Origin of the sequence: Brachybacterium sp. NPDC056505 (genome assembly GCF_042794925.1) — a bacterium.
In the GTDB taxonomy this organism is placed as follows: domain Bacteria; phylum Actinomycetota; class Actinomycetes; order Actinomycetales; family Dermabacteraceae; genus Brachybacterium; species Brachybacterium kimchii.
Window position 1 is genome coordinate 33792 of sequence record NZ_JBHTSV010000003.1, and the last position, 16551, is coordinate 50342.

At 71.9% G+C, this 16551-nt stretch carries 15 protein-coding genes; 8 read left to right on the forward strand and 7 right to left on the reverse strand.

What is annotated here, in order from left to right:
• The first annotated feature begins 93 nt into the window (after window positions 1-93).
• Window positions 94-1134 (forward strand): methyltransferase, encoded by a 1041-nt coding sequence (locus ACFQ53_RS03095; RefSeq protein ID WP_377855177.1) that lies wholly within the window; start codon window positions 94-96, stop codon window positions 1132-1134.
• 43 nt (window positions 1135-1177) lie between these two features.
• Here ACFQ53_RS03095 and ACFQ53_RS03100 read toward each other — a convergent pair whose 3' ends face one another.
• From ACFQ53_RS03100 to ACFQ53_RS03130, 7 genes are all read right to left on the reverse strand, one after another.
• On the reverse strand, window positions 1178-1822 hold the full coding sequence (locus ACFQ53_RS03100) for a TIGR03085 family metal-binding protein (protein WP_249480221.1): 645 nt from the start codon (window positions 1820-1822) through the stop codon (window positions 1178-1180).
• Between the two features lie 74 nt (window positions 1823-1896).
• The gene (locus ACFQ53_RS03105) at window positions 1897-2898 is read right to left on the reverse strand and encodes a sugar phosphate isomerase/epimerase (RefSeq protein WP_249480220.1); all 1002 of its coding nucleotides are present in this window, start codon (window positions 2896-2898) and stop codon (window positions 1897-1899) included.
• A 100-nt stretch (window positions 2899-2998) separates the two neighbouring features.
• Window positions 2999-4165 (reverse strand): Gfo/Idh/MocA family protein, encoded by a 1167-nt coding sequence (locus ACFQ53_RS03110; protein WP_377855182.1) that lies wholly within the window; start codon window positions 4163-4165, stop codon window positions 2999-3001.
• A 97-nt stretch (window positions 4166-4262) separates the two neighbouring features.
• Complete coding sequence (locus ACFQ53_RS03115; protein WP_377855185.1) at window positions 4263-5384, reverse strand: Gfo/Idh/MocA family protein; 1122 nt, start codon at window positions 5382-5384, stop codon at window positions 4263-4265.
• A 113-nt stretch (window positions 5385-5497) separates the two neighbouring features.
• Window positions 5498-6235, reverse strand: coding sequence for a sugar phosphate isomerase/epimerase family protein (locus ACFQ53_RS03120; protein WP_377855188.1), 738 nt, complete (start codon window positions 6233-6235; stop codon window positions 5498-5500).
• A gap of 113 nt (window positions 6236-6348) precedes the next feature.
• The gene (locus tag ACFQ53_RS03125; protein ID WP_377855191.1) at window positions 6349-7287 is read right to left on the reverse strand and encodes a PAC2 family protein; all 939 of its coding nucleotides are present in this window, start codon (window positions 7285-7287) and stop codon (window positions 6349-6351) included.
• A gap of 120 nt (window positions 7288-7407) precedes the next feature.
• On the reverse strand, window positions 7408-8640 hold the full coding sequence (locus ACFQ53_RS03130; RefSeq protein ID WP_377855194.1) for an MFS transporter: 1233 nt from the start codon (window positions 8638-8640) through the stop codon (window positions 7408-7410).
• Between the two features lie 205 nt (window positions 8641-8845).
• Between ACFQ53_RS03130 and ACFQ53_RS03135 the strand changes: the two genes are divergently transcribed.
• From ACFQ53_RS03135 to ACFQ53_RS03165, 7 genes are all read left to right on the forward strand, one after another.
• On the forward strand, window positions 8846-9856 hold the full coding sequence (locus ACFQ53_RS03135) for a LacI family DNA-binding transcriptional regulator (protein WP_377855197.1): 1011 nt from the start codon (window positions 8846-8848) through the stop codon (window positions 9854-9856).
• 205 nt (window positions 9857-10061) lie between these two features.
• Window positions 10062-11879 (forward strand): ABC transporter substrate-binding protein, encoded by a 1818-nt coding sequence (locus tag ACFQ53_RS03140; RefSeq protein WP_377855200.1) that lies wholly within the window; start codon window positions 10062-10064, stop codon window positions 11877-11879.
• 9 nt (window positions 11880-11888) lie between these two features.
• Window positions 11889-12899 carry an ABC transporter permease gene (locus ACFQ53_RS03145; protein ID WP_249480212.1) on the forward strand — a complete coding sequence of 337 codons (1011 nt, stop codon included), beginning with the start codon at window positions 11889-11891 and terminating at the stop codon, window positions 12897-12899.
• Window position 12900: 1 nt separating this feature from the next.
• The gene (locus ACFQ53_RS03150; protein ID WP_249480211.1) at window positions 12901-13938 is read left to right on the forward strand and encodes an ABC transporter permease; all 1038 of its coding nucleotides are present in this window, start codon (window positions 12901-12903) and stop codon (window positions 13936-13938) included.
• On the forward strand, window positions 13935-14867 hold the full coding sequence (locus ACFQ53_RS03155) for an ABC transporter ATP-binding protein (protein ID WP_377855204.1): 933 nt from the start codon (window positions 13935-13937) through the stop codon (window positions 14865-14867). Before ACFQ53_RS03150 ends, ACFQ53_RS03155 begins: the two co-directional genes overlap by 4 nt.
• A 5-nt stretch (window positions 14868-14872) precedes the next feature.
• The gene (locus tag ACFQ53_RS03160; protein ID WP_377855207.1) at window positions 14873-15733 is read left to right on the forward strand and encodes an ABC transporter ATP-binding protein; all 861 of its coding nucleotides are present in this window, start codon (window positions 14873-14875) and stop codon (window positions 15731-15733) included.
• A gap of 29 nt (window positions 15734-15762) precedes the next feature.
• A complete protein-coding gene (locus ACFQ53_RS03165) occupies window positions 15763-16458 on the forward strand; it encodes an HAD-IA family hydrolase (RefSeq protein WP_377855210.1) in 696 nt (231 codons plus the stop codon).
• Window positions 16459-16551 lie beyond the last annotated feature (93 nt).

Below are 16551 nucleotides of genomic sequence, written 5' to 3' on the forward strand. Positions count from 1 at the left end.
GGCGCACCGATGATGTGCCTCGGGTTACCGTGAGTGGCCGCCCGACACCGTGCCGCGCCGCCCACGCGGTCTCACCCGCTCCAGGAGGGGCCCATGACAGCCGATCGCCCGGACCCCGCACGCGAGCTGGTCCTCGAGGTCCTCGACGGCTGCGGCCCGCTCGCCCGGCGCGAGGCGGAGCAGCTCGGCACCGTCGTCTCCGAGGAGCCGACGGAGCTCCGGCTCGCGGTCCCGGATCTGACGGCAGCGATCCCCATTGCACGATCATGGCGCCGGGTCGTCGCCGCCTCCGCGGTGCTCTCCCTGCCCGCACGTCGACCGCGCGAGCTCCTCGAGACCTCCGCGCAGCAGCGCATCGGCGAGCTGATCGAGCAGGTGCGGCGCGCGAAGCCGCGCCAGCGCTTCGGTGCGCTGCGTCTGCGTGCGGCCGGCGCCGACAGCCCCGACATGCGGCGCCTGTCCGCGGCGATCGCCGAGCACGCCGGGCTCCCGGTCGCGGACGACGGCGACCTCGTGGTCCGGGTCCGCCGGGCACTGGCGGCGGGCCAGTGGGAGCTGCTCGTGCGCCTCACCCCGCGCCCGCTCTCGACCCGGTCCTGGCGCACGGGCGACTACCCCGGCGCCGTGAACGCGACGATCGCCGCGAGCTGCCTCGATCTGCTCGGCGTCGGCCCTCAGGACGAACTGCTGGACATGACCTGCGGCTCCGGCACGTTCCTCATCGAGCAGCTGCACGAGGTCGCGCCCCGTCGGGTCGTGGGCGTCGACCTCTCCGAGCAGGCGCTCGAGCTCGCGCGCGGCCATCAGCGGGCCGCGAGGCGCCGCGGCCGCATCGACTGGGTGCACGGGGACGTCCTCGAGACGCCGCTCGAGGGCGGCTTCACGCGCCTCGTGTCGAATCCGCCCTGGGGCACCCTGCACGGGGAGCACGAGAGCAACGAGCAGCTGCTCGGGGACCTCATGTCACGCGCCGCGGAGCTCGCGGCGCCCCGGGCGCGCCTCGCGATCCTCACCCACGAGATCCGGCGCATGCACGCGGCCCTCGAAGGGCGCGCGGACTGGCGCCTCGTGGACGAGCACAGGTTCTTCCAGAAGGGGCATCATCCCCGGCTCTTCCTGCTCGCACGGGGCTGAGCGGCGCGGGCGAGCACGGCCCCCGAGGGGCCGCGGGCCCGCCTCAGAACCCGCGGTCGCCGCGACGCAGCACGAGCAGCGCCTCGGGGTCGCCCTCGAGGCGCACGCGGGAGACGCGATCGCGGCCGAAGGCCCACAGGGTCAGCTCGGTCGGGCTGCCGTGCACGCGCACAGAGCCGATGGGGTCCTTCGACGGCACGCGCACCCCGCCGAGCGGGGAGACCAGGGTGACGTCGACGTCGGTGCGCACGAGCGGGCGCGCCATGCGCTTCAGATGCGTCCACAGCTCCTGGTCATGGGCCTCGGAGAGCGTCCGCGGCTCCCAGCCGGGTCGCGCGCGCAGCAGGTCCTCGTGATGGACGAGGTACTCGACCGTGTTCGCGAGCGAATCGACGAGGCGGAACGGGGAGAAGCGCGGCGGACCGCTGCGCAGCATCTCGACGCGATCGGCCCAGGTGCGCTCCTGGAGCCGGCGCAGGGCGGCGTACGAGCGGTCGGCGATCGGGCCGACGGGGAGCTTGGGGCCGATCATGAGGTCCTGGCGCTGCTCGCGCAGGATCAGGTGCTCGAGGAGCGCGGACGCGTCCCACTCGTCGATCACGGTGGGCGCGTCGGGCCCGAAGGACACGAGGTCGTCGGCCAGGGCGGCGCGTTCGTGGCGGGCCAGGGGCTCGGAGTGGGGGGACATGGCCACATGATAGGCGCGGCGGATCGGCGGACGCCGGGTGCGCCCTGTGTGTCCGCCGACCGCGCGCGGGAGCCTCACTCCTGGTTGCTGAAGGCGGCGTCGAAGGCGGCGTCGGACACCGGGTAGTCCAGAGACTTCAGATGCTCGATGGCCTCGGCGGCGCCGTGCAGGCGGTCCATGCCCGCGTCCTCCCACTCGACCGAGAGCGGCCCGTCGTAGCCGACCGACCGCAGTGCCCGCAGGCACGCGTCGAAGGGCACGTCGCCGCGCCCGAAGGAGACGAAGTCCCAGCCACGGCGCGGGTCTCCCCAGGGCAAATGGGAGGACAGCCGTGTGTTGCGCCCGGTGATGCGCACGCGCACGTCCTTGCAGTGCGCGTGGTAGATCCGGTCGCCGAAATCGGTGATGAAGGAGACCGGATCGATCTCCTGCCACATCATGTGCGAGGGGTCCCAGTTCAGGCCGAAGGACTCCCTGTGGCCGATCGCCTCGAGGGTGCGCTGCGTGGTCCAGTGGTCGTAGGCGATCTCGGAGGGGTGGACCTCGAGGGCGAAGCGCACGCCGCACTCCTCGAAGACGTCGAGGATCGGGTTCCAGCGCTCGGCGAAGTCCTCGTAGCCCTTCTCGATGACGTCCGCGCCGACCGGCGGGAACATCGCCACGTACTTCCAGATGCTCGAGCCCGTGAAGCCCGTCACCGTGCTCGCGCCGAGCGCCCGTGCGAGCCGCGCCGCGTCCTTCATGTCCTCGGCGGCGCGCTGCCGCACGCCCTCGGGCTCGCCGTCGCCCCACACGCGCGAGGGCACGATCCCCTGGTGGCGGAAGTCGATCGGGTCGTCGCAGACGGCCTGTCCCACGAGGTGGTGGGAGATCGTCCAGACCTTCAGGCCGTAGCGGTCGAGGATCTCCTTGCGCTCGGCGATGTACTCCTCGTCGTCCCACCGGGAGGCGTCGAGGTGCTCGCCGGAGATCGCGATCTCCAGGCCGTCGTAGCCCCAGCCCGAGGCGAGCCGCGCGACCTCCTCGAGCGTGAGGTCGACCCACTGGCCGGTGAACAGGGTGTGCGGCTGAGGCATGTCTGATGCTCCTTCGGATCGGACGGTGCGTACTTCGGTGGGTGGATGAGTCGTGCCGCGGGCCGATCACGCTCGGCCGGCGGGCATCAGGTGACGGGCGTCAGCCGACGGGCGTGCTCGCCCCGTCGGCCGCGTCGGAGGCGATGACGGCGTCGAGCACGCGCTGCAGGGTGAGGCCCTCGGCGAAGTCGGGGGAGAAGGACTCGCCGCCCGTGATCGCGACCAGCAGGTCGTGCGCCTGGTTCGTGAAGGCGTTCTCCCAGCCCAGCGCGTGCCCCTGCGGCCACCAGCCCTCGAGGTAGGGGTGCTCGGGCTCGGTGACGAGGATGCGCGTGAAGCCTTGCTCGGCGACCGGGACGGTCCGATCCAGGAACCAGAGCTCGTTGAGCGCCTCGAGGTCGAAGCGCAGCGCACCCTCGGTTCCGAAGAGCTCCACGACCAGCTCGTTCTTGCGGCCGGTGGCGAGGCGGCTGGCCTCGATCGAGGCGATCGCCCCGCCCTCGAGCTCGAGGGTCGCCCACGCGGCGTCGTCGACCGTCACCGGCTCGAGGGCGCCGTCCTCCCCGGGCCTCTCGGGGACCGCGGTGGTGAGGCGACCCCGCACCGAGGTCGCGCGCAGCCCGGTGAGGAACTGGATCTGGTCGATCGCGTGGGAGCCGATGTCCCCGAGAGCCCCCGACCCGGCCGTCTCGCGGCGCAGCCGCCAGCTCATCGGGGCGCTCTCGTCCACGAGCCAGTCCTGCAGGTAGCTCGCGCGGGCCTGCAGGATCCTGCCCAGACGCCCGGCCGCGACGAGACGGCGCGCCTGTGCGAGCGCGGCCACCCGGCGGTAGGTGTGGCCGAGCGCCGCGACCTGGCCGCGCTGCTGGGCGGCGTCGGCCGCGGCGACCATCCGCTCGGCCTCGGCGGTGTCGTTCGCGATCGGCTTCTCGCAGAGCACGTGCTTGCCCGCTTCGAGCGCGGCGATCGCGATCTCGGCGTGCAGGAAACCGGGCGTGCAGATGTCGACGATGTCGATGTCGTCCCGCAAGATCGCGCGCCGCCAGTCGGTCTCGTGCTCCTCCCAGTCCAGTCGGCGCGCCGCCTCGGAGACCTTCTGCTCGTCGCGTCCCACGATCACCCTGCGGGCGACGGGAGGGCCGTCGAAGGCGGCGCCCAGGGTGCGCCAGGCCTGCGAGTGGGCGCGTCCCATGAACTCGTAGCCGATGAGGGCGATCCCGAGCGGACGCTCCTCGCCCTCTCGGGGATGCTGGTCAGGGGTGGTCATGCGTGCTCTCCTCCGCTGATGCTCGTCGGTGCGCTGCCGTGCTCTGCTGTGCCCTGGAGTGCTCCGCAGGGCCCTGCAGTGCCATTCCCGGGGCTGCTCAGAGCGTCGACGCGCTCGGGTCGAAGTCGGCGGGCAGCGGGTCGGGGACGAGGGTCGTGGAGGCGACGGCGACGGGCTGCGCCGTCGCCACGGCCTCGTCGATCGACACCATCACGTCCAGCACGTGCGCGGCGAGCTCGCCGGTGAGGCGGTGGGGGACGCCCGCGCGGATCGCGCGCGCCATCTCGAGGGTGCCGAGCCCCCGCCCGGTGGCCGGGCCGCTCTCGGGCCGCGGCTTCCAGGTGTCGCCGCCCGCGCCCGCCTCCTCGCGCAGCGAGAGCATGCTCGCGCCGTCGAAGACGTTCGGGTCGGGAGCGGCGATCGTCCCGAGCGAGCCCGTGAGGTCGAGCTCGGCCGGGTAGGCGGCGCCGGAGTCGAAGGTGAGCATGACGGTCGCGGTGGTGCCGTTCTCGAAGGAGAGCAGGGCGCTGACCTGGGTGGGGACCTCGACGGGGAAGTCCTGGCCGGCCTTCGGGCCGGAGCCGATGGTGCGGGCGGTGACGGCCTGCGTGCCGACGGCCGTCACCGAGGCGACGGGGCCCTGGGCGAGCACGAGCGAGGTGAGGTAGTAGGGGCCGATGTCGAACAGCGGGCCCGCACCGAGGGCGAAGAGGAAGGCGGGGTTCGGGTGCCAGGACTCGGGGCCGGGCACGCGGAACAGGGCGAGGCCGAAGCGGGGCTCGCCGATCGCGCCGTCGCCGATCTGCCGCAGGGTCGACTGGATGCCGGCGCCGAGCACCGTGTCCGGCGCGCCGCCCACGCGCAGCCCCTTCTCCTTCGCGCTCGCGAGCAGTGCGGCGGCGCTCTCCCGGTCGGTGGTCAGGGGCTTCTCGCTCCACACGTGCTTGCCGGCGGCGAGGATCTGCTCGGAGACCTCGAAGTGGGCGGCGGGGATCGTCAGGTTCACGACGATCTCGATCTCCGGATCGTCCAGGACGACCTCGGGTCCGCCGAAGGCGGGGACGCCGAACTCCTCGGCGCGCTGCGCGGCGGCCTCGGGGACGATGTCCCCGATCGCCCGCACGTCCAGGTCGGGGAAGGACCCCAGGTGCTCGAGGTACTGGGCGGAGATGGTGCCCGCTCCGATGATCCCGACTCCGACGCGTCCGGTTCCGCTCATGCTCGTTCTCTCCTCGGTTCTGCCGGCCGGTCGGCCGTGCTGATGGGTGGTGGGGCCTGTGGGTGCTGTGGGTGCTGAAGCTGCTGCGGGTCCTGCGAGGGCTGCGGGGAGGCTCAGCGCCCCTCGTCCAGATGCGCGAGCGAGGCGGCGATGCCCTCGAAGATGTCGCCCGCATAGTCGTCGAACTCGATGACGCCCAGGTGCCCGGCCTCCTGCGAGGCGGCGATGATCGCGTCGACGTCGATCTCGCCGCCGCCCAGCGGCTGCTGGGCGTCCTTGCACCCGTCGCGCGGGCCGTCCTTGAGATGGACGGCGCGCACGCGGTCGCCGAGCGCGGCGAGCAGCGCGACGGGATCCGATCCGCCGACGGCCGCCCAGTAGGTGTCGACCTCGAGGACGACGTCCGCGCCGAGCGCCTCGTCGAGGACCTCGAGGCCCGTGCGGCCCGCGAAGACGGGTTCGGCCTCGAAGCCGTGGTTGTGATAGCCGACGGCCACGCCCTCGGAGCGCCCGACCTCGGCGGCGGCGTCGAGCAGCTCGGCCGTGCGCCGGATGTCGGCCTCCTGCGTCCACAGCGCGGGATCGCGGTGCGGCTGGATGACGGTGCCGACGCCGAGCTCGGCGGCGGTCGCGAACAGCGCCCGCTGGTCCTCGGCGCCGAGGACGTCGGCGTGCGTCGTGGGCGCGCTGAGGCCGAGGGCCCCGAGGTGCTCCCGCAGCATGTCCGCGTGCTCGACGAGGCCGAAGGGCTCGACGCGGGTCAGGCCCAGGTCGCGGAGACGGGCGAGCGTCCCGCCCGGATCGGCGGCGAGGGCCTCGCGCACGCTGTAGAGCTGGACGGAGATCTGCACGGGGCTCCTTCGACGCGGTGCGGTGACGCGGCAGCAACCGGTTTCCTGTGCGCCGCGTCACCAGCCTACGAGGTCGAAGGGCCTGCCACAACGACCGCCCGCGACGCGGTCTCTCAGGCCTCGGGCGCGTCGTGCCCGGGGTCGCCGTCCGCGGGGCCCTCGTCGGCGGCGCCGTCGAGCCCCTGCAGGAACTTCTCGACCTCGGCGGCGATCTCCTCGGCGTCGGGGACGTCGGTGTCGTCGAGCGCTCCAGAGATCCCCATGCGGTCCACGTTCTCCTCGAGGGAGGAGACCATCTCCTGGAGCTGCGGGGAGGCCTCGACCTGCTGGGCGATCGACTCGCGCACGCTCTCGGCCATCGGCTCGAGGGCGCCGGCCGGCAGCAGCGGCCCGCCCTCCTCGCCGACGGCGCGCAGCAGGGAGATCGCGGCATCGGGGTACTCGAGCTCGTGCAGGTACTGGGGGACCTGCACGGCGATCCCGACCACCGTGTGCCCCGCCTCGTGCAGACGCATCGTCAGCAGCGCCGTGAACGGGGCGCGCAGGCGGAAGGTCGCGGGCACGGGGTGCGGGCGGGTGATGTCGGCGCGGTCACCGGCGAAGCGGCTGACCTGCAGGGCGCGGGTATGGGGCACGGGCGCGGGGAAGCTCTGGGCCACCAGGGTGCGCTCGACGCCGAGCTGCTCGACGACGATCCGCAGGGAGGAGGCTACCCGCTCCCACTGGAACGACGGCTCGGGCCCGGTGAGCAGGAAGAAGGTCTCGCCGCTGGGGTCGGTGACCTCGTGCAGCAGGATCTCCGGCTTGTCGTACTCGGCGAACTCGTCGCGCTCGAGCGTGATCGAGGGGCGGCGGCCCGTGTAGTCGTGGACCTGGTCCATGTCGAGGCGGCCGACGACCCTGTTCTCCAGGGTGTTCAGCAGGTGGTCGTCGACCAGCCGCTGGGCGTGGCCGGCGTCGCCGAAGGCGCCGAGGGTGACCACGAGCGTGCGGCCGCGCAGCGCGCGCGAGTCGACATGGCGTTCGTAGCTGAACAGTGCTGTCGGGTCCATGGTGCGCCTCCTGGTCCTGCCGCTCGGTCGGTGCCGGCGCGGTCGATGCGGATGTCCAGGTCAACGTCGTCGGCGGATCCCGTATTCCGGTCCCGGAGCGCGCAGGGTGTGAGACGGGAGTCATCGGGCCGACGGCGCCTCCTCGCGGCCGCCCACGAGCCTGATCGCGAGCGCGGCGAGCGCCGCGAGCAGTGCGAAGGCCCAGAACGTCAGGCCGTACCCGCTCGCGCCGAGCGCGGCCAGGGCGAGCAGGGGACCGGTGAGGATCGCGCCCGCGCGACGCGAGTTGAGGTAGACGCCGGAGGCGAGGCCGGGCCGGTCGATCGCCTCCTGCATCCACGCGAGTCCGACGCCGGTGAGCGCCGCGATCCCCAGCGCATTGGGGATCTGCAGCGCCACGAGCGCCGCGGGGGAGGCCATCAGCGGCACGAGCGCGTAGTAGAGCGCGGCGAGAAGGGCGCCGGCGGCCAGGAGGGTCGTCGGCCGGATCGTGCGGGTGAGCCGGCCCAGCAGCAGGAGCGCGGGCGCCTCGAGCGCGGCGCAGACCCCGAGCGCGACGCCGGCCCAGACCGTGGCGAGGCGCAGGTGCTCGGTGACCAGCAGCGGCATCGCCGTGACGGAACCGGCGTTGCCCGCCTGCAGCGCGGTGATCGCGAGCACCACGACGACCAGCTCGAGTCGGCGGGCCGGCCTCCGTGGCGCTGCGGCCCCGTCGTCGGCATCGCCGGCCCGCCCGTGCGCGCGGCCGGTCCCCGTGCCGTCGGCCCGTCCCCTCGCGTCCTCGCCCTCCGCCGGATCCGTGCGGGCGGCCGCGCGCAGCACGCTCCGCCGGATCGCGACGCTGAGGGCGAGCGACCCGAGGGCGACGGCGGCGATCAGCAGCAGCACGGCCCGATCGCCGAAGCCCGTCATCACACCCGTCGCGAGCGGCGGACCGGCGACCCATGCCACCGAGAACACGGCGCGGGTGCGCACCACCTGCTCGGAGCTCGACCCCTCGGAGCGCTGCAGCGCGAAGAGCATCCCCGACCACACGCCGGCGGGTCCGGCGAGCACCACGAGCACGATGCCCGCCACGGTGAGGCTCGTGGTGGCGGCGAGGCTGAGCACGGTGGCGAGCGTGAGCGCCGCGCACAGGATCATCGGGCCCGCGTAGTCGCGCCGGCGGTCCGCCCAGGCGGGGATCACGAGCGCGGCGAGGAAGCCGCTCGCGTTCATGATCGCGAGCACGAGGCCCACCTGTCCGGGGTCCGCGCCGAACAGCGCGGAGAGCAGCAGCGCGATCACGGGGTTCAGCAGGGCGAGCTGCAGTCCGCCGACGAGGGCGGAGGCGGGGATCAGGTAGCGGCGCACCCCGTGAACGATACGGAGCGCTCCGTGCGGGGCGAGGCCCGGCCGACCGGGGCACCGCCGCTGCCCCCGTCGGTCGTGCCCCGGTGGCCGGGGCCCCGGTCTCGCGACCGATCGGGGCCCCTCGCGGCACGCGAGCGCATACGGTAACCCCCGAGCGGTGCCCTCTCGGCGCCGCGGACGAGGGGATGGGGAGGAGGCGATCTCGATGAGCTCGACGCTGAGCGATGTGGCGCGGGAGGCGGGAGTCTCCAAGGGGACGGCCTCCAAGGCGCTCAACGGCCGGTCGGGGGTGTCCGCGGCCACCCGGGAGCGCGTGGTCGCCGCCGCGGAGGATCTCGGGTGGAAGCCGTCGTACGCCGCGCGGGCGCTCTCGCGCTCGGCGACCGGGGTGTTCGGGCTCGCGATCGCGCGCTCGAGCGAGACCGTGGGCGCGGAGAACTTCTTCATGGCGTTCGTCGCCGGGATGGAGGAGGAGCTCTCCCACAGCGACCGGGCGCTGCTCATGCAGATCGTGCCCGACGTGGGCGCCGAGGCGGTGCTGCTCGAGCGCTGGGCGGCCGAGCGGCGGGTGGACGGGATCGTGCTCATGGACGCGCGCGTGGACGACCCCCGGATCCCGATCGTCGCCGCCGCGGGAGTGCCGACCGCCGCGATGGCCTGCGAGGACCTGGGGGCGGGCATCGCCATGCTGCTCGTGGACGAGGAGGAGCGGATGCGCACGATGCTCGAGCACCTCGCCTCCCGCGCCGGGGGCGGCCATGAGCGCATCGCCTACATCGCGGGACCGCCGGAGTTCCTGCACGTGGCCCGCCGCCGTCGCGCCTTCGAGGAGATCTGCGAGGCCCGGGGGATCGGGGCGAGCGTGCTCACCTCGGACTATCGGCGCGCGTCCGTCGCGCGCTGGGGCCGCGAGATCCTCGCCCTGCACGAGGACGAGGGCTGCCGCGCCGTCATCGTGGACAACGAGCTGCTGGCCGCGCAGCTGCTCGCCCAGCTCCGCGGGGCCGACCTCGCCGTGCCGCGCGATCTCGCGGTCACCGCGCTCGAGGACTCGATCCTGTGCACGGTCACCGATCCGCCGCTCACCGCCCTCGGGAGGGACGTGGGCGAGAACGGCAGGCAGCTCGCGCGCCTGCTCGTCGAGCTCGCCGAGCAGGGCCCGGCGGGCGTCGTGGTCGCGGATCCGGGAGCGGTCGTCGAGCGCGGAAGCAGCTGAGCGGATCCGCTGAGCGCCCGTGCGCTCGCGAGCGGCGGAACGCGCACAGTCGCGCAGGTCACGGAAACCGGTTGCGATCGTTATTAGTTCGTGACCCCGGATTCGGTGCGGTGACCGACGGCACAGCCTAGATTCTGGAGCCATCGGATCAAGGCGGATCCGCGGCTCCAACGGCGGGGCCGATCCTTGAGAGGCCACGGTCACCATGTCCCACCTCGATTCATCCCAGCGCACCCTTTCCGGCTCCACCCGTCGCGGCTTCCTCGCCGCCTCCGGCGCGGCCGGCGGCGTCCTCGCCCTGGCCGCCTGCGGCGGCAAGAGCGGGGGAGGAGCCGGCGCGTCCGACGACCTCGTCGGCGTCGGCAACAACGGCATGGCCGGCAAGGGCCGCAGCGGCGACGCCGCGGACCAGCTGTTCATCGCCGGCTTCCAGTGGAGCCCGCCCACGAACTTCAACACCTTCGCCGCGGCGCCCGCATGGCCCGCCTCGAACAACGTGGCCCAGTACGTCTACGAGACCCTGCTGCGCTACGACATCGTCTCCGGTGATCTGCTGCCCGGCCTGGCCGCGAAGTACGAGGTCGACGGCACGTCCTCGATCACCCTCACCCTCCAGGACGGCATCACCTGGCACGACGGCACCGAGTTCACGACGGACGACGTGCTGTACACCTTCGAGCTCGGCAAGATCGACGAGAGCCTGGGCGTCGCCTCCTTCTGGGTCGAGGTCGACGAGGTGACCGCCGACGGCAGCACGATCAGCATCGCGATCAACAAGGACCGCAAGAACGTGGGCATGGTGCTGGCGACCCTCGCCCAGCAGTTCGTCGTGCCCAAGGCCGTCTTCGAGAAGGCCGCGAAGGAGACCGGCAACAAGCTCGCCTCCTGGGAGACCAAGGAGTGCATGGGCACCGGTCCGTACACCCTCGAGAAGGCCGACCAGACCCAGATCATCCTGGCCCGCAACGAGAAGTACTGGGGCAAGGACTTCTACGGCGGCCTGCCCGCGCCCACGAAGGTCATCCACCCGATCTTCAAGTCCAACGAGGACGGCAACCTGAAGTTCCAGAACGGCGAGCTCGACGTGATGCAGCAGTTCATCCCGCAGATCTCGAAGATGTGGGACTCCGGCAAGCCCGTGGGCACCTACCTCCAGGAGGAGCCCTACTTCGTGCCCGGGTCGATGCCGATGTTCGTCATCAACACCACCAAGGACGGTCTCAAGGACCCCGAGGTGCGCCGCGCGATGGCCCATGCCGTCGATTACGCGTCGATCGCCGAGACCGCCATGTCGGGATACTCGGCGGACGTGCTGGCCTCGCTCATCGTCCCCGGCGGCGCCGAGGACCAGTGGCTGGACAAGGACAAGGCGAAGTCCGACGGCTGGAGCTACGACCCGAAGAAGGCCGAGCAGATCCTCACCGACGCCGGCTACGCAAAGGGGTCGGACGGCATCTTTGCCAAGGACGGCGTGAAGCTGGGCCCCTGGAAGCTCATCACCCCGCAGGGATGGACCGACTGGAACGCGGCCCTCGAGATCGTGGCCAAGAGCTTCACGGCCGTCGGCATCTCCGCGGCCACGAACTTCCCGCAGCAAGCGCAGGTGACGACCTCCATCCAGAACGGCGACTTCGACCTCGCCTGCTGGTCCGTGGCGGGCTCGAATCCGGCGACGCCCTGGCAGCGGTTCAGCGACGTGATGAGCAACGTCGAGATGGTCGCGCTCGGGAAGACCGCCTACCGCAACTACGGCCGCTGGGAGAACGACGAGGTCAACGACCTGCTCGAGGCCGCCGCCGCAGCCGCGGACGACGACTCCAAGAAGAAGGCGCTGACGGCCCTCGACGACCTCTTCCGCAAAGAGGTCCCGGCGTTCCCGCTCATGTACCGGCCCGACGAGTTCTTCGAGTTCAACGCGAGCAACTGGTCGAACTGGCCCACCGAGAAGAACGACTACGCGCCGCCGATGTTCCGCGGCGCCGGCAACCAGTGGATCTTCAAGATCCAGAAGATCGGCGGCTGAGGCACCGCCGTGAAGCTCGGACGCTACATCGCACGCAAGACGATGTGGTACCTGGTCGCGCTGGTGGCAGCAGTGTCCCTGAACTTCCTGCTGCCCCGGCTCGTCCCGGGCAACCCCGTCGACGTCATCGTCTCCAACCTCACCCGCGGCGGCTCCATCACAGGTGATCAGCAGAAGCAGATCTACGACAGCTTCGTCACCGAGTTCGGTCTGGACCAGCCCCTGTGGCAGCAGTTCCTCACCTACCTCGGCAAGGTGTTCACGGGTGATCTGGGCACGTCCTTCGGCTCGTACCCGACCTCGGTGAACACGCTCATCGGCGACGCCCTGCCCTGGTCGATCGCCGTGCAGCTGCCCGCGATCATCATCGGCTGGCTGCTGGGCAACCTGGTCGGTGCCGTCGCGGCGTTCCGCGGCGGCAACTGGGACCGCAGCGTGTTCACCTCCTCGCTGTTCCTCTCGGCCATGCCCTACTACTGCCTGTCGATCCTGCTGCTCTACGGCCTCGCCGTGGTCGCGGGCGTGTTCCCCGTGGGCGGCGCGTACTCGCTCGGCGAGACGCCCTCGCTCAGTCCGTCATTCCTCATGGACGCGCTCAGCTACTACTGGCTGCCGTTCCTCTCGCTCGTCGTCGTCTTCATCGGCGGGCAGGCGGTGGGCATGCGCTCGATGGCGATCTACGAGCTGGGCGGGGACTACGTGAACTACGCCCGTGCGATGGGCATCGGCGACAACAAGATCACCCAGTACATCTTCCGCAACGCGATGCTCCCGCAGATCACGGGCCTCGCCCTGTCGATCGGCACGCTCGTGGGCGGCGCCCTGATCACCGAGCTGGTGTTCAACTACCCGGGCGTCGGGACGCTGCTGTTCACGGCCATCTCCAACAACGACTACCCGGTGATCCAGGCGATCACCCTGATCATCACGGTCGCCGTGCTGGTGGCGAACTTCTGCGTCGAGATCGTCTACGGCATCGTCGACCCGCGCATCCGCGCGGCGGCCACAGGGGAGAAGTGACATGTCCGCTCCGAACGCTCCCCTCACCGACGAGAAGGCCGCACCGCGGTCCAACCCGTTCCGCAGCATCAACCTCTCCACCCGGTTCTGGGTCGCACTGGTCCTCGTCGCCTTCGTGGTGGTCCTGGGCATGGCCGGCTGGGTCTACCCGACGGGCCCGGGCGAGAAGGTCGGGTCCCTCTACGACCCGCCCGGCGACGGGCTGCTCTTCGGCACCGACAACTTCGGTCACGACGTGGTCTCCGTGCTCATGGCCGGCACCCGCACCTCGCTGATCATCGGGCTCGTGGCCGGCATCGTCGCGACCACGATCGGCGTGGCCGTCGGGCTGGTCTCCGGCTTCGTGGGCGGCTGGCTCGAGGAGCTCCTGATGGGCGTCACCAACGTGGTGCTCGCGATCCCCTCGATCATCGTGCTGATCCTGATCTCGATCTCGCTGCCCCAGAGCACCATCTGGTCGCTCGCGATCGTCATCGGCATCACCGCGTGGCCCTGGACGGCGCGCGCCGTGCGCGCGCAGGCCAGCAGCGTCGCGACCCGTGAGCACATCGACGTCGCCCGGCTCTCCGGCTCGCGACTGCCCTCGATCCTGCTGCGGGATGTGCTGCCCTACATCCTGTCGTACACGGTGATGGCCTTCGTGCTGCAGGTCTCCGGCGCGATCCTCGCCGAGGCGGCGCTGTCGATGCTGGGGCTCGGCCCGTCGGGCGCGAACTCCCTGGGCACTCAGCTGCACTGGGCGCTCGCCTTCCAGGCCGTCGCGAGCGGCGCCTGGTGGGCGTTCCTGCCGCCGACCATCATCCTCACCCTCGTGTCCTTCGGCTTCCTGCTGCTGCAGGCCAGCCTCGACGAGGTCTTCAACCCGCGCCTGCGGCGCGGCAAGCGCCGGCAGATGAAGCAGTCCGCCGCCCGCCGTGCCGAGGACGCCCGTGCGCTCGCCGCCTCGCGCAGCGAGCAGGACGGGGACGACGCACAGGATCCCGAGAGCGAAGCCGTCCCGGCCGCCGGCCGCGGCATCCAGGAAGGAGGCGTGGCATGAGCCTCGCCGCACCGGCCCCCGAGACGCCCTCCCGCCGCGAGGGGATGCTCGCCCGCGCCGTCGACGTCACCGCCGTCTACGGCGGCGGCGAGAAGGACTTCACCGCCGTGGACGCCGTCTCCCTCGAGCTGGGGGAGGGGCAGATCCTGGGCCTCGCGGGCGAGTCCGGCTGCGGGAAGACGACGCTCGGCAACTCGCTCGCGATGATCGCGACCCCGCCGCTGTACGTCCTCGGCGGGCGGCTCGAGATCGACGGTCAGGACATCGACCTCACCACCGTCCACGGCGCGGCCGACGTCAAGCGCCAGCGCCCCTACCGCGGCGGCACCGTCTCGATGCTCCCGCAGGGCGCGATGAACGCCATCAGCCCGACGGTCAGGATCCGCTCCCTCGTGCACGACGTGATGCGCGCGCACGACCACTCAGTCACCAAGGAGCAGGCGCTCGACCTCGCCCGCGACAGGCTGAAGATGCTCGAGCTGCCCGTGCGGGTGCTCGACTCCTACGCCCATCAGCTCTCCGGCGGCATGAAGCAGCGCGTGATCACCGTGATCTCGACCCTGCTGAACCCGCGCCTGCTGATCGCCGACGAGCCGACCTCCGCGCTCGACGTCTCCAGCCAGCGCATGCTCGTGGAGATGCTGCTCGCGATGGTCGAGGAGGGAATCATGTCCGGCGTCGTCTTCGTGACGCACGACCTCCCGGTGCTCTCCCAGGTCTCGGACAGGCTCGCGATCATGAACGCCGGCCGGATCGTCGAGACCGGGCCGACGGAGCAGCTCGTCCACGACCCGCAGCACCCCTACACCAAGAAGCTGCTCTCCTCGGTGCTCGACCCCACCGAGGAGACCCGGCAGCGCGGCCAGGCCCGGGCGCGCGGCACGACGCCGTCCGCGGTGCCGGCCCCGACCCCTGAGCGAGAGGCGTGAGCGCCATGGAGCAGATCACGACGGCCGAGGCGACCGGCGACCGGACCGATGACATGTTCAGCCACAGCGTGGTGACGGGGGAGGCCGTGCTGGCCTGCCAGAACGTCACGAAGGAGTTCAGCGTGGCGGGCGGCAAGGTCGTCGCGGTCGACGACGTCTCCCTGCAGTTCCCCGCCGGCAGCGTGCTCGCGGTGGTGGGGGAGTCAGGGTCGGGCAAGTCGACGCTCGCCCGCATGCTGCTGCGGCTGATGCCCGTCACCTCGGGCAGCATCACCTTCCGCGATCAGGACGTCACGCGACTGCACGGTCGTCAGCTGCGCGGGTACTGGCGGGAGGTGCAGGCCGTGTTCCAGGATCCCTTCGCCTCCTTCAACCAGTTCTTCACCGTCGGCTCGCTGCTGCGGCGCAGCCTGCACCTGACGGAGGTCCCCAAGGACGAGGCCGACGACCTCATCGAGCAGTGCCTGGGCTACGTCGACCTCACGCCCGACGAGGCGATGGGGAAGTTCCCGCACCAGCTCTCCGGCGGCCAGCGCCAGCGCGTGATGATCGCCCGCGCGCTGATGATGAAGCCGACGGTGCTGCTCGCCGACGAGGCGACGAGCATGCTGGACGCGACCCTGCGGGTGAACGTCCTGAACGTGCTCCACGACCTCAAGCACGACCTGGGCCTCACCGTCCTGTTCATCACCCACGACATCGGCCAGGCCTGCTACCTCGCGGACCGCGTCGCGGTGATGGAGCACGGGCGAGTGGTCGAGCGCGGCACCACCGAGGAGGTCATCTTCGACCCCCACGGCGACTACACCAAGAGACTGCTCTCGGACGTCCCCGACCTCAAGGGGAGCCTCAAGCGCAGCGCCTGAGCCGACCACGCGCGTGGGAGCATCGGGGCATGCGGGATCGGGACGGCGACGGCGACGGCGACGGCGACGGCGACGGCGACGGGGCGAGCATCATCTGGGACCTCGGCGGGACGCTCCTGGACACCTACCCGGACGTGGACCGGGCGCTGGCCCGCGCGGTCTTCGGCGACGAGCCGCCGGGCACCGCGCCTCGGCGGATCGCCGAGGTCGCGCGGCTGACGCGGATCTCGAGCGCCCGCGCGATCGACGAGCTGAGCGCCCGCCACGGCGTGCCGCGCCATGAGCTCCAGGAGGCGTACGACCAGGTGAAAGAGCGCTGGCGCGAGCATCCCGCGCCCGCGATGCCCGGTGCCCGTGAGGTCATGGATGCCGTGCGGGAGGCTGGGGGAGCGGACCTGGTGGCCACGCATCGCGACGCGGTCAGCGCACGCATGCTCCTGGACGCGGCGGGGCTCGAGGTCGAGGACCTCGTGTGCGCGCCCGACGCCTTCACCCGCAAGCCCGACCCGCAGATGCTGCAGGCGCTCATCGCGCGCCACCGCCTGGATCCCGCACAGGTGCTCGCGGTGGGGGACCGGAGCGCGGACGTCGAGGCCGCCCGCGCCGCCGGCGTCCCCGCCGTCCTCCTCGAGACCCCGGGAATCCATCTGCCGGCGGGCTCCGCCCCGCGGATCACCCGCCTCGCACAGCTCCTCGACGTGTCGCCGCTCACCGCGCGCCGATAGGCTGGGCGAGGCGTCCGCAGCGGGCGTCGACCCGGGGGAGAGGAGTCGCACCGTGGGCGCGATCACGCCATGGCATCTCCTCGCACTCGGCGA

Bases quoted from the DNA above. Each gene is read 5' to 3' on its own strand.
- ACFQ53_RS03115 (WP_377855185.1), bottom strand. From the start codon at position 5,384: ATGAGCGGAACCGGACGCGTCGGAGTCGGGATCATCGGAGCGGGCACC.
- ACFQ53_RS03095 (WP_377855177.1), top strand. From the start codon at position 94: ATGACAGCCGATCGCCCGGACCCCGCACGCGAGCTGGTCCTCGAGGTC.
- ACFQ53_RS03110 (WP_377855182.1), bottom strand. From the start codon at position 4,165: ATGACCACCCCTGACCAGCATCCCCGAGAGGGCGAGGAGCGTCCGCTC.
- ACFQ53_RS03150 (WP_249480211.1), top strand. From the start codon at position 12,901: ATGTCCGCTCCGAACGCTCCCCTCACCGACGAGAAGGCCGCACCGCGG.
- ACFQ53_RS03155 (WP_377855204.1), top strand. From the start codon at position 13,935: ATGAGCCTCGCCGCACCGGCCCCCGAGACGCCCTCCCGCCGCGAGGGG.
- ACFQ53_RS03140 (WP_377855200.1), top strand. From the start codon at position 10,062: ATGTCCCACCTCGATTCATCCCAGCGCACCCTTTCCGGCTCCACCCGT.
- ACFQ53_RS03125 (WP_377855191.1), bottom strand. From the start codon at position 7,287: ATGGACCCGACAGCACTGTTCAGCTACGAACGCCATGTCGACTCGCGC.
- ACFQ53_RS03100 (WP_249480221.1), bottom strand. From the start codon at position 1,822: ATGTCCCCCCACTCCGAGCCCCTGGCCCGCCACGAACGCGCCGCCCTG.
- ACFQ53_RS03160 (WP_377855207.1), top strand. From the start codon at position 14,873: ATGGAGCAGATCACGACGGCCGAGGCGACCGGCGACCGGACCGATGAC.
- ACFQ53_RS03105 (WP_249480220.1), bottom strand. From the start codon at position 2,898: ATGCCTCAGCCGCACACCCTGTTCACCGGCCAGTGGGTCGACCTCACG.
- ACFQ53_RS03135 (WP_377855197.1), top strand. From the start codon at position 8,846: ATGAGCTCGACGCTGAGCGATGTGGCGCGGGAGGCGGGAGTCTCCAAG.
- ACFQ53_RS03165 (WP_377855210.1), top strand. From the start codon at position 15,763: ATGCGGGATCGGGACGGCGACGGCGACGGCGACGGCGACGGCGACGGC.